General features: G+C 51.9%; 25 protein-coding genes. 23 read left to right on the top strand and 2 right to left on the bottom strand.

Going from position 1 to position 23,589, the window contains the following annotated elements; translation table 11 throughout:
* On the bottom strand, positions 1 to 197 hold a 197-nt coding region (locus E6Q52_RS08655; protein ID WP_292821109.1), incomplete at its 3' end, for a thiamine pyrophosphate-binding protein.
* Positions 198 to 428: 231 nt separating this feature from the next.
* Between E6Q52_RS08655 and E6Q52_RS08650 the strand changes: the two genes are divergently transcribed.
* The 23 genes from E6Q52_RS08650 to E6Q52_RS08540 all read left to right on the top strand — a co-directional run bounded on the left by E6Q52_RS08650 (position 429) and on the right by E6Q52_RS08540 (position 21,388).
* The gene (locus E6Q52_RS08650) at positions 429 to 737 is read left to right on the top strand and encodes a hypothetical protein (RefSeq protein ID WP_292821107.1); all 309 of its coding nucleotides are present in this window, start codon (positions 429 to 431) and stop codon (positions 735 to 737) included.
* Positions 738 to 802: 65 nt separating this feature from the next.
* Positions 803 to 1,420, top strand: a complete 618-nt coding sequence (rpsD, locus tag E6Q52_RS08645; protein ID WP_292821105.1) for a 30S ribosomal protein S4 — start codon at positions 803 to 805, stop codon at positions 1,418 to 1,420.
* A gap of 195 nt (positions 1,421 to 1,615) precedes the next feature.
* A complete protein-coding gene (hemP, locus tag E6Q52_RS08640; RefSeq protein ID WP_292821103.1) occupies positions 1,616 to 1,858 on the top strand; it encodes a hemin uptake protein HemP in 243 nt (80 codons plus the stop codon).
* A 76-nt stretch (positions 1,859 to 1,934) separates the two neighbouring features.
* Positions 1,935 to 2,801 carry an energy transducer TonB gene (locus E6Q52_RS08635; protein WP_292821101.1) on the top strand — a complete coding sequence of 289 codons (867 nt, stop codon included), beginning with the start codon at positions 1,935 to 1,937 and terminating at the stop codon, positions 2,799 to 2,801.
* 45 nt (positions 2,802 to 2,846) lie between these two features.
* Positions 2,847 to 3,590, top strand: coding sequence for a MotA/TolQ/ExbB proton channel family protein (locus E6Q52_RS08630; protein ID WP_292821099.1), 744 nt, complete (start codon positions 2,847 to 2,849; stop codon positions 3,588 to 3,590).
* Positions 3,590 to 4,006: a biopolymer transporter ExbD gene (locus tag E6Q52_RS08625; RefSeq protein WP_292821111.1), complete on the top strand. Its 417-nt coding sequence runs from the start codon at positions 3,590 to 3,592 to the stop codon at positions 4,004 to 4,006. The genes E6Q52_RS08630 and E6Q52_RS08625 overlap by 1 nt, the downstream gene beginning before the upstream one ends.
* Before the next feature lie 21 nt (positions 4,007 to 4,027).
* Positions 4,028 to 5,164 (top strand): PepSY domain-containing protein, encoded by a 1,137-nt coding sequence (locus E6Q52_RS08620; RefSeq protein ID WP_292821097.1) that lies wholly within the window; start codon positions 4,028 to 4,030, stop codon positions 5,162 to 5,164.
* Positions 5,165 to 5,204: 40 nt separating this feature from the next.
* Positions 5,205 to 5,411: a hypothetical protein gene (locus E6Q52_RS08615; RefSeq protein ID WP_292821095.1), complete on the top strand. Its 207-nt coding sequence runs from the start codon at positions 5,205 to 5,207 to the stop codon at positions 5,409 to 5,411.
* A 222-nt stretch (positions 5,412 to 5,633) separates the two neighbouring features.
* Positions 5,634 to 6,182 carry a HugZ family protein gene (locus E6Q52_RS08610; protein WP_292821093.1) on the top strand — a complete coding sequence of 183 codons (549 nt, stop codon included), beginning with the start codon at positions 5,634 to 5,636 and terminating at the stop codon, positions 6,180 to 6,182.
* Between the two features lie 15 nt (positions 6,183 to 6,197).
* Positions 6,198 to 6,395, top strand: coding sequence for a hypothetical protein (locus tag E6Q52_RS08605; protein ID WP_292821091.1), 198 nt, complete (start codon positions 6,198 to 6,200; stop codon positions 6,393 to 6,395).
* Entirely contained in the window at positions 6,383 to 7,315 is a 933-nt protein-coding gene (locus E6Q52_RS08600) for a hemin ABC transporter substrate-binding protein (RefSeq protein WP_292821089.1), read from the top strand. The genes E6Q52_RS08605 and E6Q52_RS08600 overlap by 13 nt, the downstream gene beginning before the upstream one ends.
* The gene (locus E6Q52_RS08595; protein ID WP_292821087.1) at positions 7,312 to 8,373 is read left to right on the top strand and encodes an iron ABC transporter permease; all 1,062 of its coding nucleotides are present in this window, start codon (positions 7,312 to 7,314) and stop codon (positions 8,371 to 8,373) included. Before E6Q52_RS08600 ends, E6Q52_RS08595 begins: the two co-directional genes overlap by 4 nt.
* Before the next feature lie 2 nt (positions 8,374 to 8,375).
* Complete coding sequence (locus tag E6Q52_RS08590; protein WP_292821086.1) at positions 8,376 to 9,179, top strand: ATP-binding cassette domain-containing protein; 804 nt, start codon at positions 8,376 to 8,378, stop codon at positions 9,177 to 9,179.
* A 211-nt stretch (positions 9,180 to 9,390) separates the two neighbouring features.
* Positions 9,391 to 11,505, top strand: coding sequence for a TonB-dependent siderophore receptor (locus E6Q52_RS08585; protein ID WP_292821084.1), 2,115 nt, complete (start codon positions 9,391 to 9,393; stop codon positions 11,503 to 11,505).
* Between the two features lie 236 nt (positions 11,506 to 11,741).
* Positions 11,742 to 13,958 carry a TonB-dependent siderophore receptor gene (locus E6Q52_RS08580; RefSeq protein WP_292821082.1) on the top strand — a complete coding sequence of 739 codons (2,217 nt, stop codon included), beginning with the start codon at positions 11,742 to 11,744 and terminating at the stop codon, positions 13,956 to 13,958.
* Positions 13,959 to 13,966: 8 nt separating this feature from the next.
* Positions 13,967 to 14,647: a Fe2+-dependent dioxygenase gene (locus E6Q52_RS08575; protein ID WP_292821081.1), complete on the top strand. Its 681-nt coding sequence runs from the start codon at positions 13,967 to 13,969 to the stop codon at positions 14,645 to 14,647.
* A 6-nt stretch (positions 14,648 to 14,653) separates the two neighbouring features.
* Entirely contained in the window at positions 14,654 to 15,694 is a 1,041-nt protein-coding gene (locus E6Q52_RS08570; RefSeq protein ID WP_292821080.1) for an alpha-hydroxy acid oxidase, read from the top strand.
* Positions 15,695 to 15,729: 35 nt separating this feature from the next.
* On the top strand, positions 15,730 to 16,011 hold the full coding sequence (locus E6Q52_RS08565) for a PepSY domain-containing protein (protein ID WP_292821078.1): 282 nt from the start codon (positions 15,730 to 15,732) through the stop codon (positions 16,009 to 16,011).
* 9 nt (positions 16,012 to 16,020) lie between these two features.
* Entirely contained in the window at positions 16,021 to 16,566 is a 546-nt protein-coding gene (locus tag E6Q52_RS08560; protein WP_292821076.1) for a cytochrome b/b6 domain-containing protein, read from the top strand.
* Positions 16,567 to 16,762: 196 nt separating this feature from the next.
* Positions 16,763 to 18,184, top strand: a complete 1,422-nt coding sequence (locus E6Q52_RS08555; RefSeq protein ID WP_292821074.1) for a TolC family protein — start codon at positions 16,763 to 16,765, stop codon at positions 18,182 to 18,184.
* Positions 18,185 to 18,203: 19 nt separating this feature from the next.
* On the top strand, positions 18,204 to 19,442 hold the full coding sequence (locus E6Q52_RS08550; protein WP_292821072.1) for an efflux RND transporter periplasmic adaptor subunit: 1,239 nt from the start codon (positions 18,204 to 18,206) through the stop codon (positions 19,440 to 19,442).
* Between the two features lie 4 nt (positions 19,443 to 19,446).
* Positions 19,447 to 20,166 (top strand): ABC transporter ATP-binding protein, encoded by a 720-nt coding sequence (locus E6Q52_RS08545; protein ID WP_292821070.1) that lies wholly within the window; start codon positions 19,447 to 19,449, stop codon positions 20,164 to 20,166.
* Positions 20,159 to 21,388, top strand: a complete 1,230-nt coding sequence (locus tag E6Q52_RS08540; RefSeq protein ID WP_292821068.1) for an ABC transporter permease — start codon at positions 20,159 to 20,161, stop codon at positions 21,386 to 21,388. The genes E6Q52_RS08545 and E6Q52_RS08540 overlap by 8 nt, the downstream gene beginning before the upstream one ends.
* Positions 21,389 to 21,398: 10 nt before the next feature.
* Here E6Q52_RS08540 and E6Q52_RS08535 read toward each other — a convergent pair whose 3' ends face one another.
* Positions 21,399 to 23,189: a GspE/PulE family protein gene (locus tag E6Q52_RS08535; RefSeq protein WP_292821066.1), complete on the bottom strand. Its 1,791-nt coding sequence runs from the start codon at positions 23,187 to 23,189 to the stop codon at positions 21,399 to 21,401.
* Positions 23,190 to 23,589 lie beyond the last annotated feature (400 nt).

Below are 23,589 nucleotides of genomic sequence, written 5' to 3'. Positions count from 1 at the left end.
GCCGCCTGCTCATGACGCACCAGAATGTGTTTGAAACCATTCTGTTTATAGAGTGCGTCGTAAATGTGCAAGACCGCGCCACCTGGATAGCCAAAAACGAATTTGACTTTCTCTTCATTCAGGCAGGAGACAACGATGTCCGCACCTGTCATGGATTTGGCGTGAGTGTCTGTCGCGGAGTGGGCTGAAGCGTCCATAAAACCTTGATTTTTCGGCTAATAATTGTTGAACCCTATACATTAGCTTGCTTTACTAATTTGGTCAAGATTGTCGATCAATCGATGAAGGCGATATCGATGGAGTGTTGGGTGGCTGCTGAATGGTTGATGCGGTTTTGGCAGGATGCCTAAATTAGGATGCAAACGGTGGTTGACATCTTAAATGAGAAACATTATCATTTTCATAACGATTAAACGAAAGTTATTGCCATGCAGATGGATTATGCAACGTCAGCCAGTCATTTGTTTGATCCGGATTTGCCGACGGCCAGTGCGGTGTTGGTTTCACTCAGTTGTGTGGCGACGCGCTATGCGGTGAATCCTTCTGAAGACTTGGCTTTGTTGGGATGCAGTCTGGCGCAGACGTTGATGGCGCCCGAATATGCAGAGAGCGGTTTGATTCAAACTGCAGCCAAGCAGTTATTGCAAGATTGGCAGGCCCTGCTGCAGGCGCATCAGGCGATGGCGATGCAGCAGGCAATCACGGATGGTCTGCCACAATCGACTACGCTGCAATAACGGCTGTGGCAATACAGGTAAAAAGATATTGATCACAAAGATAAACCAAGAAAGGCAATAGATTCATGGCAAGAACCACAGGACCCAGATTGAAGATTATGCGTGCATTAGGCGTTGAACTGCCAGGATTATCACGCAAGTCGATTGAAAATCGTCCTAATCCGCCAGGTCAGCATGGGCAGCAGGCGTCACGCCGCCGTCGTTCTGACTTCGCGGTCAAGCTGGTCGAAAAGCAGAAGATTCGTTTTAACTATGGCGTGAGCGAAAAGCAGATGCGTCGTTTGATTCTTGAAGCACGTAAGGGCAGTGAGCCAACGGGTGAAAAGTTGATGTCTTTGCTCGAGCGTCGTTTAGATAATGTGGTGTTTAGAGCCGGTTTTGCGCCGACGGGCATTGCTGCGCGCCAATTGGTGAATCACGGTCATGTATTGCTTAACGGCAAATCAGCCAATATTGCCTCTATTCGCTTGCAAGTAGGTGATGTGGTGACGGTGAAAGAAAAAAGCCGCAAGATTCCGATGGTGGTGGATGCGATGGCAACCCCTAGTCTGACGATTCCTGAGTGGTTGTCGGTGGAAGCGGCCTCAGTCACTGCAAAAATCGGGCACTTGCCTTCTATTGAAGATGTGCCGTTCCCGATTGATGTGCAGCAAGTGGTTGAGTATTACTCTAACCGTGTTTAAGCATTCGCTGGCCAGCCGCTGATCAGGGTTGTCCAGTTTAAAGTATTTGAGCAGTGCTCCTAACCCCAACATGTCATTGCTCAAATTCGGCGCGTTGTTTTGCGCCAATCACTCCCTGGTAAGGGTGTTCCTTGAAATCCTATGCCGCGATGCTTTTGCATATAAGTCGGCTTTTTTTTAATTGGATGTGAATGCATGACCAATCGCTTGCAATCATCATTAGGTAAAGCGCAAAATGCGGCCAGCGTTTCTTCGCATCGCGTGCCGACCATTGAGGCGAATCAATTGCTGGGCGATGCCGGTGTGTTGGCCATTTTGCATGCGGGTGAGACTTATCAGTTAACCCGTACCAAGCAGAATAAATTGCTGTTGACCAAATGTCATGCATTGGCAGCGTCAGCGCAGGCGCAAGATGCGCTGTTGCAAAAAAATGAATAGAGGATTCGCGTGAATTGTGTCTGTCATACTGGCAACCTGGGGTTGCCTTTTGTGGTTTTGAGTGAGGAGTGTGTGAATGGTGCAACGTGAGTCTTTGCAAGGGTTGTCGTTAAAGCCCGCGCGCGCGTCTACGCCTCAACTGCCTGAGTTGAGTTTGCATCGTCGCCAGTTGGGCGAGTTGGCAGGCATTTTCCGCTGGTCGGTACTGGCGACTGAGGATTGGCTGCAACGCGACAAGCGCCAGGACTGGCATGGCTTGGGCATGTTGTTGGTGGTTGCCTTGCATGCGGCGGTGATTGCCTGGCTGGTATTGCATCAAGAGCCAGTGATTGAGTTGCCTAAGCCTGAGCCAATGACGGTCTCGCTCATCACCTTGCCCGCCAAGAAAGAAGAAGCGCCGGCGCCGGAAGTGGTGCCTATCATCAAGCAGCAGCCGGTTGTCAAGCCAGTGATCAAACCTAAAGAGACGCCAGTGAAGCCGATAGAGCGGCCAGCACCTGTGGTTGAAAAAATTGTAGAAACCACACCTGAGCAGCCGAAATTTGAAGCCAGCACTCAGCCATCGGCACCGCCATTAGAGGTGCCTGCTGCCGCTGCGCCTAGTAAACCAGCGCCAGTGGCGTCGGCCCCGCCCAAACAAGAGGTGGTGGAAAAAGAGGAGCCACCAAAGTTCGGGGTGGCTTATCTGAACAATCCGCGGCCTGAATATCCAAGACTTTCGCAGCGCGCTGGTGAGGAAGGTAAAGTCGTGATGAAGGTGTTGGTCTCTGTTGAGGGGCGTCCAGACTCGGTGGAAGTGATTAGCAGTAGTGGTTTTGAGCGCCTGGACAAGGCGGCAGTAGCCGCTGTTAAGCAATGGCGTTTTGAGCCAGCACGTAAGGGTGGTAAGGCATTGAGTGCTTACGTTAATGTGCCGTTGTCATTCTCGCTGACGCAAGAATAAGCAGGTTTCGGGAATAAGTAGGTTTAAATTGAAAGGGAATGTTTGATGCAATCAACAAGTGGTTTGGCTTTTATCACCGAAGGCGGTGTGGTGTCGGTTTTAGTGGCATTAATTTTACTGACGATGTCAGTGCTGAGCTGGTATTTTATTCTGGTGAAAACCTGGCAGGTCTTTAAGCACAAGCGCGATGTGTCTGCGTATGTGCGTCAATTCTGGCGTAAGGCAACCTTGCAGGAAGCCTTGCAAGAGCCGCAACTGCAATCACCAGCGTTTCGCCTCGCAGTGACTGCCGCTGAGTCTACCCAGCACCACCAGCAATATGCCAGCCAGTCACTGGGCGCGGCTTGTAGCCAGGATGAGTTTATTGCGCGTCAGTTGCGCCGTACCTTGTCGCAAGAGCAGGCGGCCCTAGAGAGCGGCTTGTCAGTATTGGCTTCTGTGGGTAGCGTGGCGCCATTCGTTGGTTTGTTCGGTACGGTATGGGGTATTTACCATGCATTAACCGCCATCGGCCAATCAGGGGTTGCCACCATTGATAAAGTGGCTGGCCCGGTGGGTGAGGCCTTGATTATGACGGCGATTGGTCTGGCGGTAGCGATTCCGGCGGTGCTGGCTTATAACGCGTTTATCAAGGCTAACCGCGGCATCATGGCCGAGCTGGAAAGCTTTGCACAAGACCTGCATACCTTGTTGACCACCGGCGCGCCGTTGGTGATTAAAAACACCGGTAAACCTGCCAATGTGACTGAATTGCATGCCAAAGTGGCGAATAAAGGTGGCAATGTATGATGGGGCAAAATCCATTTAGCGCCGGAGAGCACACTCAGCCCATGAGTGAAATCAACACCACGCCGTTGGTGGATGTGATGCTGGTGTTACTGGTGATTTTTATTATCACGGCGCCATTGCTGACGCATGCAGTGAAAATTGACTTGCCGCAGGCAACCTCGCAGCCGCTGGAAGAAAAGCCGGAAGTGATTGACCTGGCGGTCGATGTCGATGGCAAAATTTTCTGGAATGATAGCGAAATCCAGGTTGCTGAGCTGGCGACACGGATGTCAGAAGCCGCGGCCCAGCAACAGCAACCTGAATTGCAGATTCGTGCTGATAAAAACACGCGTTATCAGGTATTGGCTGAGGTGCTTGCCAAAGCACAGACAGCTGGCATGAAAAAAGTCGGTTTTGTTAGTCAGCCACAACCATAATCACGCTGCTAGAGTATTTCTATGACGCAGTCCTCTATCCGTACCTGGGCGTGGGTGCATAAATGGTCTAGTCTGGTGTGCACGGTATTTATGCTGTTGCTATGCCTGACTGGCCTGCCGCTGATCTTTCACCATGAGATCGGCGACTGGCTCGGCAATCATATTGAGACGCCGCACATAGACCATCAAGGCCCCCTGGCCAGCATGGACGCGATGCTGGCCGCCGCCAAAACCAAGCAGCCCGGCATGGTGCCCTTGTATATGTATCGCGAAGAGGATGAGCCCTTGCAATGGGTCATCAGCATGGCAAAAACCACCACGGCCGAGAGTGGTTTCAAGCAGGTAGTGCTGGATGCGCGCACGGCACAAGTGTTGGGGGAGCCGCCGGTAGAAGAAGGCTTCATGTACATCATGTTCAAGCTGCATGTGGATTTGTTTGCCGGTTTGCCTGGCATGCTGTTTCTGGGCTTGATGGGCTTTTTATTACTGGTCGCTATTGTTTCTGGCGTGGTGTTATATGCGCCGTTTATGCGCAAACTGGCTTTTGGCGAAATTCGCCGTCAGCGTGGCGAAAAACTCAAACGCCTGGATGTGCATAATTTTCTGGGCATTGTGATTCTGAGTTGGGCGCTGGTCGTGGCTGCCACCGGTGTGATTAATGCCTGGTCAGACTTGCTAATCAAATACTGGCAGTTTGACCAGATGTCGCAAATGATTGCGCCTTATAAAAACCTGCCGCCACCGGAGAAATTTGCTTCATTGCAGGCCTCTGTCCAAGTCGCGCAGCAAACCGAACCAGACATGCAATTGGGTTTTATTGCCTTCCCCGGCACCGCTTACGCCAGCCCGCACCATTACGGTATTTTTATGCGTGGCGATTCACCAATCACCAAGCGCCTGTTTAAACCGGTGCTGGTCGATGCGCGCACAGCGACCTTGACCGATAGCCGGGATTTGCCGTGGTATCTGGTGGCCTTACTGGTTTCGCAGCCGCTGCATTTTGGCGACTATGGTGGCATGACCTTAAAGTGGCTGTGGGCCGTGCTTGATGTCATCACCATCATCGTCTTGTGGACAGGCTTGATGCTGTGGTGGAAAAAACGGCACCAGTATGTGCCGGATATCCGTTCAAGAATTACCCTAAGTGAGGCCTATTAAACGCAAGATTGCCGGGGGTGCGCCCCCTGTGAGGTGAGTAATGGTGACACATCTATTTATGCCGAATAAACAACTCTCCCAAATTTTCTTCTGGCCGTTGATCATCGCCCTGGTGTCTATGGCAGGCCTGATCTTCGCCCTGGTGGTCGATGATGCTCGCGAGTGCCTGGCCAATGCGGCCATTGCCATCCCTGTGCTGGTGGCCATCTTTTTCTACTGGATACAGCCACTGTTTTCGCGTCGTTAATGATGCTGCCAGGCGATCAGCGCCTGGGTTCACTGCATTCTTTTCTTTTTTCACTGGTTTTTTGTTGACGACATCAGGCAACTCAACTCTTTTTATTTAAATAAGAATGATTATCATATAGAATATCATTAACTGATGTGATGCACTGTCACAGTTTCAGCAGGCACGGTGTGAATCAAAACGACACGCAGTGCATTGAATGATAAACAGAGGAGAAGTTGCATGAGCGAAAACGAGAAGTTGCAATCCGTGGGCGAAGAAGCCATTGCTTTTAAAGGATTGTTTAAATCTGTGCAGTTGGCAACGGCCAATGCCCAGGGCATCCCCGAGGCGAGCTATGCCGCGTTTGTCGAGCGCGATAACAAGTTTTATCTCTACGTGAGCGAGTTGGCAACACATTGCGCCAATTTGCGTGAAACGGGCCGTTGTTCCGCCATGTTTATCGAGAGCGAAAAAGACGCGGGCCACCTGTTTGCCAGAAAACGCCTGGTGTTCAAATGTGACACGCAAGAAGTGGCCAGAACAGAGGCCAAGTTTGATGAAGTGATGGCCTTGTTTTATGACAAGTTTGGCAAGTTCATGGATGCGATTGGCAAACTGACCGATTTTCATATGGTGGAGTTGACGCCAACGCATGGTAGTTACGTGGCCGGGTTCGCGAAGGCCTACCATCTCAACGGCCAGGATTTACTACAAATCACACACCGCAATGATCAAGGCCATGCTGCGCCAGACCAGGCCAGCCAGCAAAAGCTGGACGAACTGGCTTAAGCCCGAGATGCAGTCATGAGTCACAAGAGAGCTTTTATCCGTCAGCAATTTGCCATTGAGCACCACTCTGGCAAGGCGCGTCATCGCGATATTGCAGAAACGCTGCAGAATTCTGAAGGCGAGCTGATTGCTGCGCACGTGGGAGCCGGACATGAGGAGCCCTTGATGCGTGCGATCCACCTGCAAGCTGTTTGGCCAATATGTCTGAGTTAAATATGTTACGTGTCGATCTATTGCTGAGTGATTTGCAAACAAAACCCGCTCGTCGTCAATTCTTGTTGCAGGCGAGTGCGCTCGCTGCCAGCGTTTGTTTGCCGCAACTGGCCTGGGCTGCCGATAAAAAAGCTGTACGCCGCATCGTGAGTATTGGTGGTGCGCTGACGGAGATTGTTTATGCGCTAGGCGCCAGCCATGAGTTGGCTGGTGTGGATACTACCTCGCTGTATCCTGAAGCAGCGACCAAGCTGCCTAGCGTGGGCTATGCGCGTACTTTATCCAGCGAGGGCATTTTGGCATTGGCGCCCAATCACGTGATTGCGACTGAAGATGCCGGGCCGCCCGCAGTGCTACGGCAAATCAATGCGGCGGGCGTGCCGGTCACGATTTTGGCCGCCAATGATCAATTTGAGGGCGTGCTGGAGCGTGTGACTCGACTGGGCACTTTGCTTGAGCGACCAATGCAGGCGGCGCAACTGGTTGAAAAAATGAAAGCGGACTGGCAGCGCGTGCGTGAGCCTATTCTGGCCCGCAAGACTGCTGCACCGCGTGTGCTTTTTATCTTGTCGCATAGTCCTGGCCAGGTGATGGTGGGCGGCAAGGGCAGCAGCGCCGAGGCCATGTTGCATTATGTCGGCGCGCAAAATACGGTGCAGGGCTTTGATGGCTTTAAACCATTGACGCCAGAAGCGGTGATTGCCGCCCAGCCGGACGTTGTGTTAATGACTGATCAAGGCTTGAGTGTTGTTGGTGGCGTCGATGGTGTGCTCAAACTGCCGGGTGTCGCGCAAACGCCTGCCGGGCAAAAGCGCCGCGTCGTCTCGCTAGAGGCGATGTTTTTGCTGGGCTTTGGTCCGCGTATGCCACAAGCGGCTGCGGCGCTGGATAACGCATTATTGAAGGTGATGCGTACATGAGTACCAGCATAGGGGCGATCTCATTGACTTCGCGTTTGACTACCGGCCTGCTCAACAGGCCGGTCTGGTTTTTATGGTTAGTCCTGCTGTTGTGCTTTTGGGTGGCGGCATGGGCAGGCGCCGTGCCGGTGACCGCCGATGACTGGCGCGTATTGTGGCGCCAGGATGAGCCACTGACCAGTGGCGCCTATGTATTGTGGCACCTGCGCTTGCCGCGTACGTTATTTGCGGCCTTGGTGGGCGCTGCGCTTGGCTTGTCTGGTGCATTGACGCAAGGCCTGTTTCGTAACCCATTGGCTGATCCTGGCTTGTTAGGCGTGACCAGTGGCGCCGCTTGCGCTGCCGCTTTGACCATTGTGGTGCTCGCTGGTAGCGGTATGGATATTCCCGTTGCCTGGCGTTTTTGGATACTGCCACTGGCCGCCTTTGCCGGTGCGGTTGGCGTGTGCTTGCTGCTAGATACCGTTGCGCGCTGGCTGACAGCAGATTCAATCGCCGGCTTGCTGCTGACCGGCATCGCACTCAATGCGCTGGCTGCAGCGATTATCGGCTTGTGTACTTACCTGGCCACAGACGAACAATTACGGAGCCTGACCTTTTGGACGCTGGGCTCGCTGGCAGGGGGCAGTTGGCCGTTAGTGGCGGTATTGTCATTGTTATTGCTGACCGCGATCTGGTACGTGTGGCGACTGGTCGGTGCTATGAATGCCTTGGCGCTAGGCGAAGCCGCTGCCGCGCACGTCGGCATTCACGTCCGCCATCTGCGCCGCCGTGTGATCATTCTTGTCGCGCTGTTGTGCGGCTTCTCCGTGGCCTGGTGCGGTGTGATTGGGTTTATTGGCCTGGTGGCACCGCATATTGTGCGGCTGATTGTCGGGCCTGATCAGCGTCGTCTCGTGCCATTGGCCATGCTGGTAGGGGCCATTATTTTACTGGTTGCCGATACCACTGCCAGAATCGTCGCGATTCCGGCAGAAATCCCGGTGGGCATCTTTACCGCCCTGCTCGGTGCACCTTTCTTTCTGGCCTTGTTAACCAGCGTTAGAAAGAGCGGTTAGACATGTCTCACGCGCAACAAGACACGCACATACTATCGCTAGACCGTGTCACGGTGACGCTCGGTCAGCGTACGTTTGGTCCCTTTTCGTTCGTCATTCAACCCGGCGAGCGTATTGCGGTCCTGGGACCTAGCGGGGCGGGCAAGTCGACCTTGCTTAAATTGCTTGCCCGCGAGTTAGTGCCGCTGAGTGGCCAGGCCATTTTTTGCCAGCAGCCGTTAAAAGACTGGGCTTTGCCCGATTTAAGCCGTCGCCGCGCCATTTTGCCGCAGTCGCATGAGGTAGCGTTTGGCTTACCAGTCGACTTGGTCATTGGCCTAGGCCGTGTGGCGCGCATGCATGACCCGTCGCTGGCCTCCATTGTGCGGCAAGCCGCTGAGCAGGCTTGTGCCGCTCATCTGCTGGGCCGTCGTTTTGATACTTTATCTGGTGGCGAAAAAGCACGTGTACAAATGGCGCGCGTGTTTGCGCAACTGTGGGACGTAGAACAGGGCTTGTTACTGGTCGATGAGCCATTGGCCGCGCTGGATCCAGGCTTGCAGTTCAGTTTGATGGAAGCGATTTATACCTTTGCCGCCAATCGCGGTCACGCCATCCTGGCGATTTTGCATGACATCAATCAGGCCCTGCAAGGCTTCGAGAGATTAATCTTCATCAAGCATGGCGCCATGGTCGGCGATTATCACACCCCACATGTCACCTTGCCGTTGCTTGAGGCACTGTACAACGTGAACCTCGCGGCGGCTGTGACAGAGGATGGCGAGATGATAGTTGCCCCTAGCCTTAAACGGAAGGCCGTCGCCTAGCGTTAGCAAGGTTTTACATGGGCGCATGACGCTCGTCTACCTTGTCTTCTTGATGTTTTTAATGAGAATTGTTATCATTTAAGGCTTTAGTGCAAGCCAACGAGTTTTTCTCCTGTAGCCAGCAATTCACTCACAGGGGAGTCTCGTGCACAGTCCACAATTAACATATTCATTTAGTCGTCGTCGCCTGCTAGCCGCATTAATGCTGGCGATGCCTTATCTGGCTTATGCTGAAGATTCAGCTGGCAAAGAAGAAGTTGAGTCTTTGCCGGAGGTGAAGGTGACCTCCCAAGTTGAAAAAGATCAGCCTTCAGAAAAAACAAAGTCTTATACGGTGAGGTCTACCTCAAGCGCGACCCGTTTGAATACGAGCATTCGAGATACCCCACAGTCTATCTCGGTGATTACCCGGCAGCTAATGGACGATTTTCGTGTGCTGACTGTCAATGATGCCTTGTCATTGGTGACTGGTGTGCGCGTTGAGCAATTTGAGACCGAGCGAAGTCAGTACACGGCACGCGGTTTTAATATCACTAATTTTCAGATCGATGGTTTGAGCACACCGATCACGTATGGCACTCAATACGGTGATCTGGATGTAGCGCTGTATGACCGTATTGAAGTATTGCGTGGCGCGAATGGCTTATTAACCGCTATGGGTAACCCCTCAGCGACGATTAACTTCATTCGTAAGCGTCCAACCACAGAGTTTAAAGCGAAAGTGGATGCCTCACTTGGCTCTTGGGATAACAGGCGTCTGGATGCGGATATTTCAGGGGCACTCAATGCAGATGGCAGTGTGCGTGCGCGTTTGGTGATAGCGCATCAAGAAAAGAATTCATATCTGGATCGCTTAAGCAGCGAGAGAAATGTCGCTTATGGTGTAATTGAAGCTGATTTATCAGAGAAAACTAATCTGGCGGTTGGTCACACTTATCAACAAAATAATTCTAACGGCAATATTTGGGGTAGCTTGCCATTACTGTATTCGGATGGTAGTAAAAGGCATTACAGTCGCTCAGACTCCACGGCACCAGACTGGAGTTACTGGGATGTAGGCACTCACATTAGCTTTGTTGAGTTATCCCATCTTTTTGATAATGGCTGGAAAGCCAAAGGTCAGCTCACACACAAGCAAACGGATTCTAACGCAAGGCTGCATTATATTTATGGTAACGAAAACCCTGTGACTGGCCTTGGTTTGAAGAGTTACCCAAGTATGTACCGCACACGCACTGAAGATAACGTGGCCGATTTTTATTTGAATGGGCCCTTTGATCTCGGCGGTCGTAAGCATGAAATGGTCTTCGGCACGACATGGAGCAAAGCCGCTGTAAAGGATTATTCAAGATTTGGGCCGATTGGAACACCACTCAGCAGTTTTGAAAATGCTGGCGACTTTCCATTGCCTACCTATGATGCTGAGAATAAATCGGCAGATTTTACGATGCGGACGATTAACTCTTATGTGGCTGCAAAATTTAACCCGACAGAGTTATTAAAAGTCACTGCAGGCGCTAGTTTATTAAGCTACAACCTGGAGGGTGTCAGCTTTGGAGATCCTCAGGAGTCCAAAGCAAATAATAAGGTCACGCCTTACATGGGCGCTGTGTATGACCTGAGTGATGAACACTCACTCTATGCCAGCTATGCTGGTATTTACAAACCCCAGGTGGAACGCAGTGCTGGCGGAGGCATTTTGGCGCCGTTAGAGGGTAAAAATTATGAGCTAGGGGTTAAAAGTGAATGGTTGAATAATCGCCTCAACAGCACCTTTGCATTATTCAAAACAGAGCAGGAGAATCAACCGCAGCCGACGGGCAGCACGATTGGAGGTATAGCCACTTACAATGGCATAAAGGCAACCAGCAAAGGCTTCGAGATCGATGTTTCTGGTGAGTTATCTGACGCACTCAGTTTGAATGCTGGCTATACCCGCTTGATGAGTTTAAAAGGGGCCAACAATCAAAATGTAAATCCATTCACACCGCGTAATCAGGCACATGTTGCAGCGATTTACAAGGTCCCGTTTATTCAGAATTTAAAGTTGGGTGCAAACGTTTATTGGCAGAGCGATACACATGTTGACATCGCGCTTGCAGACGATAATGGTGATCTAGTGGGCACCTTTCGCTATAAACAGAGTAGCTACGCGACGCTCAACCTGTCCGCCAATTATAAAATTGACCAGCATTGGGATGCTGCGCTAAATTTGTATAACGTGACCAACGAAAAATACTTAACAAGCCTGATTTTTGCCAGTGCTGGTCAAGCCTATTACGCGGCGCCTGCGAGTGCCATGGCTACGCTGACATGGAAGTATTAATAGGTTGCGCTAAACAACGCATTTAGCTTTGATCTCAGCTTGAAAACAACACCCTGCTATCTGGCAGGGTGTTGTTTTTTTTGCGGCATTATTTGCATCAATATATTAATGCGCTAGTTTTGATTGATCTTAAAAATGAGAATTGTTATCATTAGCGATTAACTGTTTGCAAGCCAACGACTTTTGTTTCCAGTAGCCAGCAATTCGATAACATAAGAGTGAATTAGGGAAAGATTATGCCGTCAGGCTTTAATAAAAAAACGATGACACTAGCGCTGATGATGGCGCTGCCTGCAGTTGCAATGGCTGCTGATGAAGAAAAAACAGCAGATGCTGCGCAAACCATGACCGAAGTGAAGGTCAAGTCACAACGTATTCAAGATACGCCTAATAAAGGCTACCAAGCCACAAAAACACGCGTAGGTAAAACCTATCAGGACCCGCAAGATGTGCCGCAAGCAGTGACTACACTGACGAGAGAGCTGTTGCATGACCAGCAGGTGGGTTCATTGCGTGAAGCGTTACGCAACGTGGTGGGCTTGTCTGTGAACGCTGCTGAAGGTGGCCGTGGTGGTGATAACTTTAACTTGCGTGGTTTTTATACCTTTGGTGATATCTATTTGGACAATATGCGTGATACCGCGCAATATTATCGAGAAACATTTAACCTGGAGCAGGTGGATGTATTGCGTGGTTCAGCGGCGATGTTATTCGGCCGCGGTCAGGCTGGCGGTGTGATTAACCAAGTGACAAAAATGGCTGAGTTGCAGGATAAGAACACTGTGACAGGTAGCTTGGGTAACTATGATTACCATCAGGTGACAGGTGATTTTAACAAGAAACTGACTGACACAGCAGCCATTCGTGTGAACGTGATGGACCGACATGAAGAGAGCTATCGTAAAAACCCAGCCAATGGCGATCACCCTGAAACGGATCGTTCAGGGATTGCTGTGAGTTTTGGTGCGGGTATCGGTACTGAAAACGAGTTCTTTTTAAATCACGTGTATATACAGACTCGTGATGTGCCTGATTTTGGTATCTCTTTCCTCAATAAGCGCCCAATAAATACTACCGTGGCCACTGGCAAGATTGATGACCGTACTTTTTATGGTAGCAGCAAAAACTTTGATGATAGCGATACACGTATCACGACAGGTATCTTTACCCATAAATTTTCTGACGATACACAGCTGAGAACGCAATTAAGGCATGCTGATTATCAGCGTGCTTATTGGGCAAAAACCCCAAATGCCGCAGCTGTTCCGACTGAAACTGCCGGTGTGGGCGGAAACCAGACGCGTACGATGCATTATGAAACGGATAATTTGCAGTCAGACTTCACTACTAAATTTGATTTGGCTGGAATGAAGCACTCGGTGTTGGCTGGGGCTGAATATTTACATGAAAAATCTTATCGTAACTCATTACTCAACCAAGGCACTACAGCAGCACCTATTTACGCGGCTGGTGTAGAGACGCCGATAACTCCGGCAAATACGCAGTTTGCAAAATTTAATGCAGATAACTATGCAGTTTATGCGCAGGATAGTGTTGAGTTTATTCCTCACTGGACAGCTTTAGTGGGTATTCGTCGTGACGAAATGAAGGCAGATTACACTGCAGCCAGGGCTCCGCATCTTGATTATGGACAAAACAGTTATCGAAGTGGATTGTCATGGCAGCCGAACGCAGATCAGCACTATTACATTACATATAGCAACTCGTTTAGCCCGACAGCCGACCTTTACCAGCTAACGACGGTGAAGCAACCCCCAGAACGCAGTCGTACCTTAGAAGTTGGTGCAAAATGGTTGTTTATGGATGGTGATTTAGCCTTTAGAACAGCCGTGTTTACGACGACCAAAGATTGGGAGCGAAATACTGACTTGGCCGCTTTTGGTAATAACCCGATTCTGACTAAGCGCCGTCGTACTAATGGTGTCGAGTTTGAGTTGACTGGTAAAGTGACTGAGCACTGGGATATGTTTGCTGGTATCGCCTTCATGGATGCATACATTATTAACGTTGCAGAAAACATTAACTCTGCTACTGGCTTACCTACAGTGCCACCAGATCCAAGATTAGCTGGAGAAAATGTAAGAAATACGCCACGTACTACGGCCAATCTCTGGACAACTTACGATTGGAGTAATGGTTGGAAAGTCGGTGGTGGCTTCGAAGCGAAAGCCGAACGTTATGGTTACAATCCAACCGTCACTGCCGTCGCTACAAACAACCCTTTTGTTAATGGGCAATTTAAACCGAACGTTGCACCAGGCTATATTCGTGTTGACATGATGGCTGCTTACGAGCAGCCTAAATGGGCTGTACGTTTGAATATCAAAAACTTGTTCGATAAAACGTATTATGATGCGGTTTATGATAATGGTGGCTTTACAACGCCAGGCAATCGTCGCCAAGCCATTATTACCACCGAGTATAAATTTTAGGAGTTGATTTGCTGCTGACGTTGCCGGATGTATTGCTCAAAGACGAGTTAACGACGATTCGGGGCCTGCTTAAACAGGCGCAATGGGTCGATGGTCGCAATACCGCCGGGGCGCAGGCAGCACAAGTCAAAAATAACCAGCAACTGGCCGAACAGGACCCGTTGCTGGATCAAATTCGCAGGATCGTATTGCAGGCATTGCATCGCGATCCTTTATTTTTTTCTGCGGTGTTACCAGACAAGATTCTGCCACCGTTTGTGAATCGGTATTCTGGTGAGACCAACCACTATGGTTTTCATGTCGATAGTGCCATGCGCAGCATGCCGGATGGCAGTGCGCGGGTGCGGGCAGATGTCTCCGCAACCCTGTTTTTGAATGACCCTGACGAGTATGAGGGCGGCGAGCTGGTGGTGCAAGACGTCTTCGGCGACCAGCGCGTTAAGTTGAAAGCGGGCGCGATTGTCATTTACCCGTCGAGTTCTGTGCATGCCGTGACGCCAGTCACGCACGGTGAACGATTGGCCAGTTTTATGTTTATCCAGAGCATGGTGCGTGATGCCGCACACCGGCGGATGTTGTTCGATATGGATATGGCACTGGTGAGGCTGCGCCAGCAACATGGGGAGACTTCTGAGGTGGTTCAACTGACGGGGATTTACCATAACCTGTTGCGCCAGTGGGCTTTATAAATCCCCATGCAAGCACTATCCTTATTACAGCACTACGCGCAGCAAGCGCAATCGCAATTATCGGCGGATATCTGGCACTATTTGCATGCTGATGCAGGCAGTGGACAACAAAGTCTGGCCAATGTGCAAGGCTGGCAGTCGCTAAAATTATATCCACGCCCGCTGGCGACTTTGAAACATCCGCATACACGTTGTGAGTTGTTCGGTGAACGTTGGGCGCACCCGATTATGCTGGCGCCGGTGGCTTATCAAAAGTTATTTCATACCGATGGCGAGGTCGGCACAGCCGTCGCATGCAACGCCCAGCAAGGGCAAATGCTGGTGAGCAGCCTGGCCAGCCAGCCCTTGGCTGATATTATTGCGCAGGCGCAGCAACCATTATGGTTTCAGTTGTACTGGCAAGGTGACCGTCCGCGTACGCTTGCGTTGCTGCAAACCGCCCTGGCGGTTGGCTATAGCGTGGTGGTGTTTACCGTAGATGCGCCAGTCAAGCAGGCAGTGATGGATTTGCCCGCAGGCATTGCTGCCGTCAACTTGAGTCAGCCCTTAAGCCCGAAGGCGATTGGCCCTGGGCAAAGCCTGGTGTTTGATGGCTGGATGTCGCAAGCGCCTGATTGGGACGATGTGGCCTGGTTGCGCGAACAGTGCACCGTGCCGTTTTTACTCAAGGGGTTGATGCATGTCGACGATGCCATTCAGGCGGCAGGCTTGGGCTGCGATGGACTGGTCATTTCCAATCATGGCGGTCGCGTGCTGGATACGACACCGACAGTCGCAGAGGTGTTGCCTGCCATTGCCCATGCCGTTGGCGGACAATGCAAATTGATCGTTGATAGTGGCATTCGCAGCGGGCAAGATGTGTTTAAAGCGGTGGCTTTGGGCGCTGATGCAGTTTGTATCGGGCGGCCTTATATATGGGGATTGGCGGCAGAAGGGGCGATGGGCGTGGCTAAAGTCATTCGCACACTGCGTGATGAGCTGGAAATGACCATGGCCTTGACCGGCGTTGCCAACCTGAAAGCGCTACGCCAAGTCTCTCTTTTTTAAAGTCTGTTCTGTTTTAATGATTTAAAGGAATTATTGTGAACACATTATTCATACGGTCACTGCTGACTGCAGCACTCTTCATCTCTGCCAGCAGCGCGTTTGCCGCAGCTGAGTGCAAGTCTTATCCGAAAGAGGAGTGGGCTTCTGAAGAAACGCTGAAAGAAGCGCTGGAAGCGGAAGGCTACACCATCAAAAAGTTTAAAGTAGACGGTAATTGTTACGAGATTTATGGCCGTAGCAAAGAAGGTAAAAAGGTCGAGATTTACTTTGATATGAAAACGCTGGCAATTGTGAAAGCCATTGGTTTAAAAGACTAATTGCGCTTGATGCAAACACCTGTAGACATACTGTGGCCATGGTGGCTGCGACTCAGTCATTGGCTGGTGGCTGCTGGCGTTGTCGGACTGTGGCTCATGAGTTATGTCTGGTATGAAACCGACTGGCTGCATCGTGGGGTTGGTTATGTCGTGCTGGCGGTGGTCGCCATGCGTATTGTGCTGGGTTGCCTGACTCAGGTCCGTAGTGCACGTTTTTACCTGCCTGGCTGGCTGGCGATGAGCGCGCATATGGCTGAAATGCGGCGCGGTCAGATCACGCCGCACCGGGGCCACAATCCGCTCGGCCAGTGGTCGGTTTACCTGATTTGGCTGTGCATTGCCGCCCTGGCCTTGACTGGCTGGCTGAGTCGCACCGATGCCTTATGGGGCGAAGATTGGCCGGTTGATCTCCATGCCGCCCTTAGCCTGGCTTTGCTTGCTCTGATTGCGCTGCATGTGCTGGCGGTGATGGTGGTCTCGCGCTTGTCTGGCCAGCATTTGTTGTCACAAATGATACATGGGCGCGAGGCGCCAATCCAAGACAAGTCGCACTGAATGCCGGTGCCAGCGGGCACCGACTCCACATTGCTCCAACAATCCTGCCTGTTTTTTCGCGCGTTGAAAGTATCAAAATGTATCGCTCTCTTTAGTCGCGGCGATTGTTCCTTTAAGATGGCGCATCTATGCATTTAAGTGATGTTTGATGATGGTTGTTTTATTGAGCGGTGTGGTTGATTAAGTGTGGAATAGCATGCGCACATGTGTATGGTTAATCATGCTGTTGCCCTTGTCATGCGTGCAGGCGCAGGAGTCATTGTTTTATCACGATGGTGATCCGCTAGGCACGCAAGTACAAACCTTGCCGCGCATCCCGGGCGAGTATTTGGCCAATGCCAATGGTTGCGCACAAGTCGACTGGCAACAGGCACTGACACTGGCCGATGTCACAGACATCGCCTTATGTCATAACCCGCAAACCAGCGAGGTGTGGGCCAGTGCGCGTGTACAGGCGGCGCAACTGGGCGTCGCCAAATCGGCCTATTTACCTAGCGTGACCGATACCGTCTCCAGCAATATGGGGGTGTTGAGCCCTGAATCTGCCACCCGTGGCAACCCTAACCTCAATATTGCCAATAGCCTGGTGGCGAGTTACTTGTTATATGACTTTGGTAACCGCAAGGCCAACGTAGAAAGCGCGCGCCAGTTATTGCTGGCGGCAGGCGCGACACAAAGCAGCACCGTGCAAGCAGTGTTGCTCAATACTATTGTTGCCTATTACCAGGTGCAAGCCAATATGGCAGCACTCACCGCGGCGCAGCAGGCTGAGCGCGCCGCAGAAGAGAGTTTTAAAGCGGCCAATGCGCGCTATCAGGCGGGCGTGGCGACCCCGGCAGATAAATTGCAAGCGCAAACGGCGTATGCGCAATTAACGCTACAGCGCATTACGATTGAAGGCGCCTTGCGGGTGGCCAACGGCAGCCTGGTGAATCTGATGGGATTGCCCGCCAACCTCAACGTGACGCTGGCGAGCAGCAGCAATGAGGTGCCGCCCGGTATTGTCGATGATGTCGCCACTCTGATTGAACAGGCGGGGCAACGCCGCCCGGACTTGCTGGCGAGTGAAGCACAAGTGCGCGCGGCGGAGGCTAGCATTGCTGCCAGCCAAGCGGCCAGCAAACCAACGATTAGCCTGGGCCTTGCCAATAATCTGCAAGATGGCTCGCAATATGCCGCCAACAGTGCAACCACCTTGGGTGTCACCGTTTCCATCCCCTTGTTTGCCGGTTATGCGCCGACCTACCGTATCCGTGCGGCCGAGGCTACGGCTGATTTACGCCTCGCCCAGCGCGACCGTTTGCGCTTGCAGATTTCACTCGATGTGTGGAGTGCCTACCAAAACTTGCGCACGGCTTTGCAATCTGTCACCGCCAGCAACACCTTGCTTGCAAGCGCCGAGCAATCATATCGGGTGGCGTTTGGCCGCTACACCGCGGGTGTGGGCAATATCATCGACACACTGAACGCGCAAAGTGCACTGGCCACCGCACGCCAGCAAACGATTCAGGCCCGCCTGAACGCGAATATCGCGCGGGCGACCTTGGCACAGGCCATCGGCGTGCTCGACCATGCCATGATTCAATCATTACCCGGTGCTAAAACACCTGGTCAATAAAATAAATGGACAAACATTGATGAAGCGCATCAAAAACATACTGGTGTTGTTGCTGTTGGTTGCTATCGCCGTGGCAGGTTACTGGTATTACAACCACACGCATCCACCCAAGCCGGAAGACCTATACCGGCTCGATGAAGTGACGCAGGGGCATATTGAGCAAACGGTGTCGGCGAATGGCACGCTCAACCCGGTCAGCCTGATTAGTGTGGGTACTCAGGTCTCGGGCATTGTGCGCAAAATGTATGTCGACTTTAATGATGTGGTTAAAAAAGATCAGGTGTTGCTAGAGTTGGACAGCACCTTATTTAATGCGCAGATTGCACAGTCTAAAGGCACCGTGAGGAATAATGAGGCGGCAGTGGAGTTGGCGATTGCCAATGAAAAACGCATGCGCCAGTTATATGCACAAGAGTATGTCTCTAAACAGGAGCTGGATACGGCCGTGCAGGTGTTAAAGTCGGCCAGGGCGCAACTGGAAACGGCGCGTGGCTTGCTGGCGCGTGACGTGACCAACCTCAATTTCAGCATTATTCGCTCGCCGGTGTCTGGCGTGGTGGTCAATCGCGTGGTCGACGTGGGCCAGACGGTGGCTGCCAGCTTTCAGACCCCGACCTTGATTCAGATTGCGCAAGACCTCTCAAAAATGCAGATAGACACCAGTTTTGCCGAAGCGGATATCGGCAAGATTAAAGAAGGGCAAAAAGTAAATTTTAATGTGGATGCCTTCCCAGATCGCAGCTTTGAAGGCGTGGTGAAGCAACTGCGTTTGAACTCGACCAACACCTCTAATGTGGTCACTTATAACGTGGTGGTGTCGGTCGATAACCAGGATTTAACCTTGCTGCCAGGTATGACAGCCTACGTCAATATTATTGTGGATAGAGCCCGGCATGCCTTGCTGGTACCCAACGCTGCCTTGCGCTACAAACCTAAGCTAGACAACGCGGCGCCCCCGGATCGGTCAACACCAGAAGCGGCTGGTGCTGAAGGCAAGCGCGGCTGGCGCAAACATGGCGCGAAAGGCGAAGGGCAGGGGGCTGCTGGCGGTGCCATGGGCAAGATTTATGTGCTCAGAGCGGGTAAGCCGGTCATGCTGCGCGTGCATACCGGCATGACGGATGGCCGCGCGACCGTGGTGTCTGGCGAGGGGCTGGCAGCGGGTGATAAGGTCATTGTCAGCGAATTGCAAAGTGACAATCCGCCTAATAAAGGGCAGGGTAATAATAACGGCCCACGTGGCCCGAGAATGTTCTAAGCGCATGCAAGCGTCCGTCATCGAGGTGAAGCATCTATATAAAGCCTACCGTTCGGCGGCAGGGGATTTTCCGGTATTAAAAGACGTCAATCTGCAGGTGTTGCCTGGCGATTATGTCGCCATCATGGGCCCTTCTGGCTCGGGAAAATCGACCTTTATGAATATTCTGGGTTGTCTGGATATGCCTACCGCTGGCAGTTATGTGCTGGATGGCTATGCCGTGGCGACCATGGCGGCGGACCAGGTGGCTAAAGTGCGCAACCAGACCATAGGCTTTGTGTTTCAGGGCTTTAACTTACTGGCGCGTGCCAGCCTACTGGATAACGTGGCCTTGCCGCTGGTGTATGCCGGGGTAAGCAAAGAAGAGCGTCATACACGTGCCCGCCTGCTGTTAGAAAAAGTCGGCTTGAGCAAACACCTGGATTCACATCCCAACCAGATTTCTGGCGGGCAACAACAACGAGTCGCCATTGCGCGTGCGCTGGTGAATCAGCCACGCTTGATTCTGGCAGATGAACCCACCGGTAACCTAGATAGCACCACCAGTGAAGAAATCATGGCCATTTTTGATGGCCTCAATCAGGAAGGCATCACTATTGTGCTGGTGACGCATGAAACCGATATTGCCGAGCACGCCAAGCGGCAGGTGAGATTTCTGGATGGGTGTATTGTGCAAGACACTGGCGCTGCTATCGCAAAAGCATCAGGAGTTGACCATGTTTAGCGCCATGCTGGGAGAAGCCTGGCATGCCATGGGCGCTAACCGCTTGCGCACTTTTTTAACCATGCTGGGCATGGTGATCGGCGTTGGCGCGGTGGTGCTGATGATGGCGATCGGCCAAGGCGCTGAGGCTTCAGTTAAACGTTCTATCAGCGCCATGGGTAGTCATTTATTTGTGGTGCTTTCGGGCCCACCACGGATGGGCGGCGCTCGCACCGCGACCGGTAATGCGCCTTCGCTCAATGTGCGCGATGCCAATGCCATTAGCGAGTTGTATGGGGTCATGGGCGTCGCGCCGGTGACCATGGGCAAAGGGCAGGTGGTCTACGCCAGCAACAACTGGAATACTGACGTGATTGGCACCACCGCGGAGTACATGGATATCCGCGGCTGGGGCTTGTCTGCAGGCTATGCGTTTTCAGCCTCGGATACCCGCTCTGCAACACGGGTGGCTTTGCTGGGTAAAACTGTAGTGCAAAATCTGTTTGGTGACGACGGTGAGGTGGATCCTGTTGGCAAAACCATCCGCATCAACCAGCGGCCATTTGTCGTGCTGGGTGTGCTGGATAGCAAAGGTCAAACGCTGGACGGGCGTGACCAGGATGACACCATTATCGTACCGCTGACCACCGCGCAGCGTAAGCTGTTTGGTAATCAGTTGCCGGGCACGGTGCGGCAGATTATGGTGCAGGCTGAATCTGATAACGTCATGAGCATGGTAGAAGAGGCGTTGAATAGCCTGCTCAATCAGCGCCACAATATCCGCGAAGGCGCTGACAGTGATTTTTCGGTGCGTAACCTGACGGCGATTGCCAATTCAGCAGCAGAAACCGCCCGCACCATGTCCTTGCTGCTGGGGGCGATTGCTTCCGTGTCTTTGCTGGTGGGCGGCATCGGCATCATGAATATCATGCTGGTCTCGGTGACGGAGCGTACGCGCGAAATTGGCATCCGCATGGCCATTGGTGCCCGTGAGCGCGATATTTTGATGCAGTTTTTGCTGGAGGCCATCATGATCTCCATTGTTGGTTGCCTGATCGGCATTGTCATCGGCGTGACGGGTGCGGTGCTGGTGAGTGTGTTTACGCAGGCCGAGGTGATTGTTTCCAGCGCATCTGTGCTGATTGCGTTTAGTGTGGCCGCCAGTATCGGCGTCTTTTTTGGATTTTATCCGGCCAGAAAAGCCGCACGGTTGAATCCTATCGAGGCATTACGCTATCAATAGCCTGCCGTGCTTAGTCGATTTCAATCGGCGGCGCGACTTTCAAGACTTCTTCTACCGTCGTCACGCCAGCAGCGACTTTTTCTGCACCATTTAACATCAGTGGTTGCATTCCGGCTTGCGTGGCGGCCTGTTTTAACTGTAATAAATCCGTTTCCGGGGTGATCAGTTTGCGCAGCGCCGGCGTTAAGGTCAGCATTTCATAAATGCCGGTACGGCCACGATATCCTGTTTGACGGCACTCTTTGCAGCCAACCGCTTTCATCACTTTGGCTGGCTTTTTAGCCTTAAAGGGGCGTGTCACACTGGCCCATTCCTGGTCAGAAATTTCGGCTTCGGTTTTGCAATGCGGGCACAAAGTACGCACTAGGCGTTGCGCCATAATGCCGAGCAGGCTGGAGTGGATCAAGTAGGCAGGCACGCCCAAATCCAGTAATCGTGTCACGGCGGATGGCGCGTCATTGGTATGCAAAGTCGACAGGACCAAATGCCCTGTTAATGCGGCCTGAATGGCCATGTCTGCGGTTTCCTGGTCGCGAATCTCACCCACCATGATAATGTCCGGGTCTTGCCGCATCAGCGTGCGGATGCCTTCGGCAAAACCGAGACCGATATTTTGCGTCACCTGCATCTGGTTAAACGCAGGTTCTATCATCTCAATCGGGTCTTCCACCGTGCACACATTCACCTCATCTGTCGCCAGTTGTTTAAGTGTGGTGTACAAGGTGGTGGTTTTGCCAGAGCCGGTCGGCCCGGTGACCAAAATAATGCCATTCGGCTGATGCGTCCATTGCGCCCATTGTTCGCTCTGACGCTTTGAGAATCCCAATAACTGGAAGTCTTGCACCAGGATGTCCGGTTTAAAAATCCGCATCACCAGTTTTTCGCCAAAGGCGGTGGGCATGGTCGATAAGCGTAATTCGATTTCCTTGCCGTCGGTGCCTACCGTTTTGACACGGCCATCTTGCGGCCGACGTTTTTCCACCATGTCCATACGGCCCAGCAGCTTAATGCGGCTGGTAATCGCGTTCATGATGTTGCTGGGCAACTGGTAGACCTGGTGCAACACCCCGTCAATACGAAAACGCATCAGCCCCATATTGCGGCGTGGTTCGAGGTGGATATCGCTGGCGCGTTGTTCAAACGCATATTTAAACAGCCAGTCAACAATATTGACCACATGCTGCTCATTGGCATCGAGCTGACGGTCTTTGCCCAGTTCAATCAATTGCTCAAAGTTTTGTACACCAACAATCTGCCCGGCTTTGGCGGCATTGGCCGATTGAATCGCCGCAGACAGCTGATACACCTCGGGTAAATAGCGCTGTAAATCCAGCGGATTCACCATCACCACCTGAATCTTTAACTTCAGCAAACGCTCCAGGTCATGCAGCCATGCCTGATGAAACGGATCTGCTGTGGCAATCGTCACAATGCCATCTTTCACCGTAATCGGCATAATGCGCAAGCGCTCGGCATAGGCTTGCGACACAATTTGTGCCACCGCGCTAAAGTCCAGTTTTAACGGATCAATCGTGTAGTAAGGGACGTCCGCCTTCTCCGCCACGTAGCGGCTCAGGGTGTCTACCGACAGTAATTGTGACGGCTGACGTTGGTCGAGCCATTTTTGTTCGGCCACGATCACAATCGGGTGGATGTTAGAGCTATCGCGCTTGCGATCCTGATGCAGTTTTTCTGCCCATACTTTTTCGATACGCCCATCGGAAACCAGCATGCGCAGCAAATCGCCAAGACGCAGGCTTTCTATGGTTTTAGGCAGTGAAAATGGGATTGGACTATTCATGTCATATCTGGGCAGGAGTACCAGCATATGGTGCAAGAATCATGCCATGGAAAAGTGGCAGGAATGGTCACTTTATGTGTGTTTATTGCGTGTTTTGCCTAGAGGTGGTGTGATTGCGATAAAAGGTTGTTCTTTGTTGGAGGGTTGCTTTTCGCCTTGTTGGCGAGTTACTTTTCTTTGCTTGCCCAATGTGAGTTTTTGACCGATCTATTTCGCCTTTACGGCGACCATTCTTTCTTATGCTTGTCCATAAGAAAGAAGGCAAAGAACAAGACACCCCAGCTTCCGCTTGTTCCCTGCGTTGCTCGTCAAAATAAGCGGTCACGAAACTCATCCTAGCGGCCTGCACAAAACGCAACCCACCGCGGGATTCGAACAGTCGCTCCCTTCTTCCTTATTT

Source organism: Methylophilus sp., from assembly GCF_008015755.1.
GTDB lineage: Bacteria > Pseudomonadota > Gammaproteobacteria > Burkholderiales > Methylophilaceae > Methylophilus.
This window is presented reverse-complemented; position numbering and strand designations above follow the sequence as displayed.

Coding starts and splice junctions, on each gene's coding strand:
- E6Q52_RS08545 (WP_292821070.1), top strand. CDS start 19,447: ATGCAAGCGTCCGTCATCGAGGTGAAGCATCTATATAAAGCCTACCGT.
- E6Q52_RS08585 (WP_292821084.1), top strand. CDS start 9,391: ATGCCTTATCTGGCTTATGCTGAAGATTCAGCTGGCAAAGAAGAAGTT.
- E6Q52_RS08610 (WP_292821093.1), top strand. CDS start 5,634: ATGAGCGAAAACGAGAAGTTGCAATCCGTGGGCGAAGAAGCCATTGCT.
- E6Q52_RS08555 (WP_292821074.1), top strand. CDS start 16,763: ATGCGCACATGTGTATGGTTAATCATGCTGTTGCCCTTGTCATGCGTG.
- E6Q52_RS08560 (WP_292821076.1), top strand. CDS start 16,021: ATGCAAACACCTGTAGACATACTGTGGCCATGGTGGCTGCGACTCAGT.
- E6Q52_RS08625 (WP_292821111.1), top strand. CDS start 3,590: ATGGGGCAAAATCCATTTAGCGCCGGAGAGCACACTCAGCCCATGAGT.
- E6Q52_RS08540 (WP_292821068.1), top strand. CDS start 20,159: ATGTTTAGCGCCATGCTGGGAGAAGCCTGGCATGCCATGGGCGCTAAC.
- E6Q52_RS08550 (WP_292821072.1), top strand. CDS start 18,204: ATGAAGCGCATCAAAAACATACTGGTGTTGTTGCTGTTGGTTGCTATC.
- E6Q52_RS08620 (WP_292821097.1), top strand. CDS start 4,028: ATGACGCAGTCCTCTATCCGTACCTGGGCGTGGGTGCATAAATGGTCT.
- E6Q52_RS08580 (WP_292821082.1), top strand. CDS start 11,742: ATGCCGTCAGGCTTTAATAAAAAAACGATGACACTAGCGCTGATGATG.
- E6Q52_RS08590 (WP_292821086.1), top strand. CDS start 8,376: ATGTCTCACGCGCAACAAGACACGCACATACTATCGCTAGACCGTGTC.
- E6Q52_RS08650 (WP_292821107.1), top strand. CDS start 429: ATGCAGATGGATTATGCAACGTCAGCCAGTCATTTGTTTGATCCGGAT.
- E6Q52_RS08635 (WP_292821101.1), top strand. CDS start 1,935: ATGGTGCAACGTGAGTCTTTGCAAGGGTTGTCGTTAAAGCCCGCGCGC.
- rpsD (WP_292821105.1), top strand. CDS start 803: ATGGCAAGAACCACAGGACCCAGATTGAAGATTATGCGTGCATTAGGC.
- E6Q52_RS08615 (WP_292821095.1), top strand. CDS start 5,205: ATGGTGACACATCTATTTATGCCGAATAAACAACTCTCCCAAATTTTC.
- E6Q52_RS08600 (WP_292821089.1), top strand. CDS start 6,383: ATGTCTGAGTTAAATATGTTACGTGTCGATCTATTGCTGAGTGATTTG.
- E6Q52_RS08570 (WP_292821080.1), top strand. CDS start 14,654: ATGCAAGCACTATCCTTATTACAGCACTACGCGCAGCAAGCGCAATCG.
- E6Q52_RS08595 (WP_292821087.1), top strand. CDS start 7,312: ATGAGTACCAGCATAGGGGCGATCTCATTGACTTCGCGTTTGACTACC.
- E6Q52_RS08630 (WP_292821099.1), top strand. CDS start 2,847: ATGCAATCAACAAGTGGTTTGGCTTTTATCACCGAAGGCGGTGTGGTG.
- hemP (WP_292821103.1), top strand. CDS start 1,616: ATGACCAATCGCTTGCAATCATCATTAGGTAAAGCGCAAAATGCGGCC.
- E6Q52_RS08605 (WP_292821091.1), top strand. CDS start 6,198: ATGAGTCACAAGAGAGCTTTTATCCGTCAGCAATTTGCCATTGAGCAC.
- E6Q52_RS08535 (WP_292821066.1), bottom strand. CDS start 23,189: ATGAATAGTCCAATCCCATTTTCACTGCCTAAAACCATAGAAAGCCTG.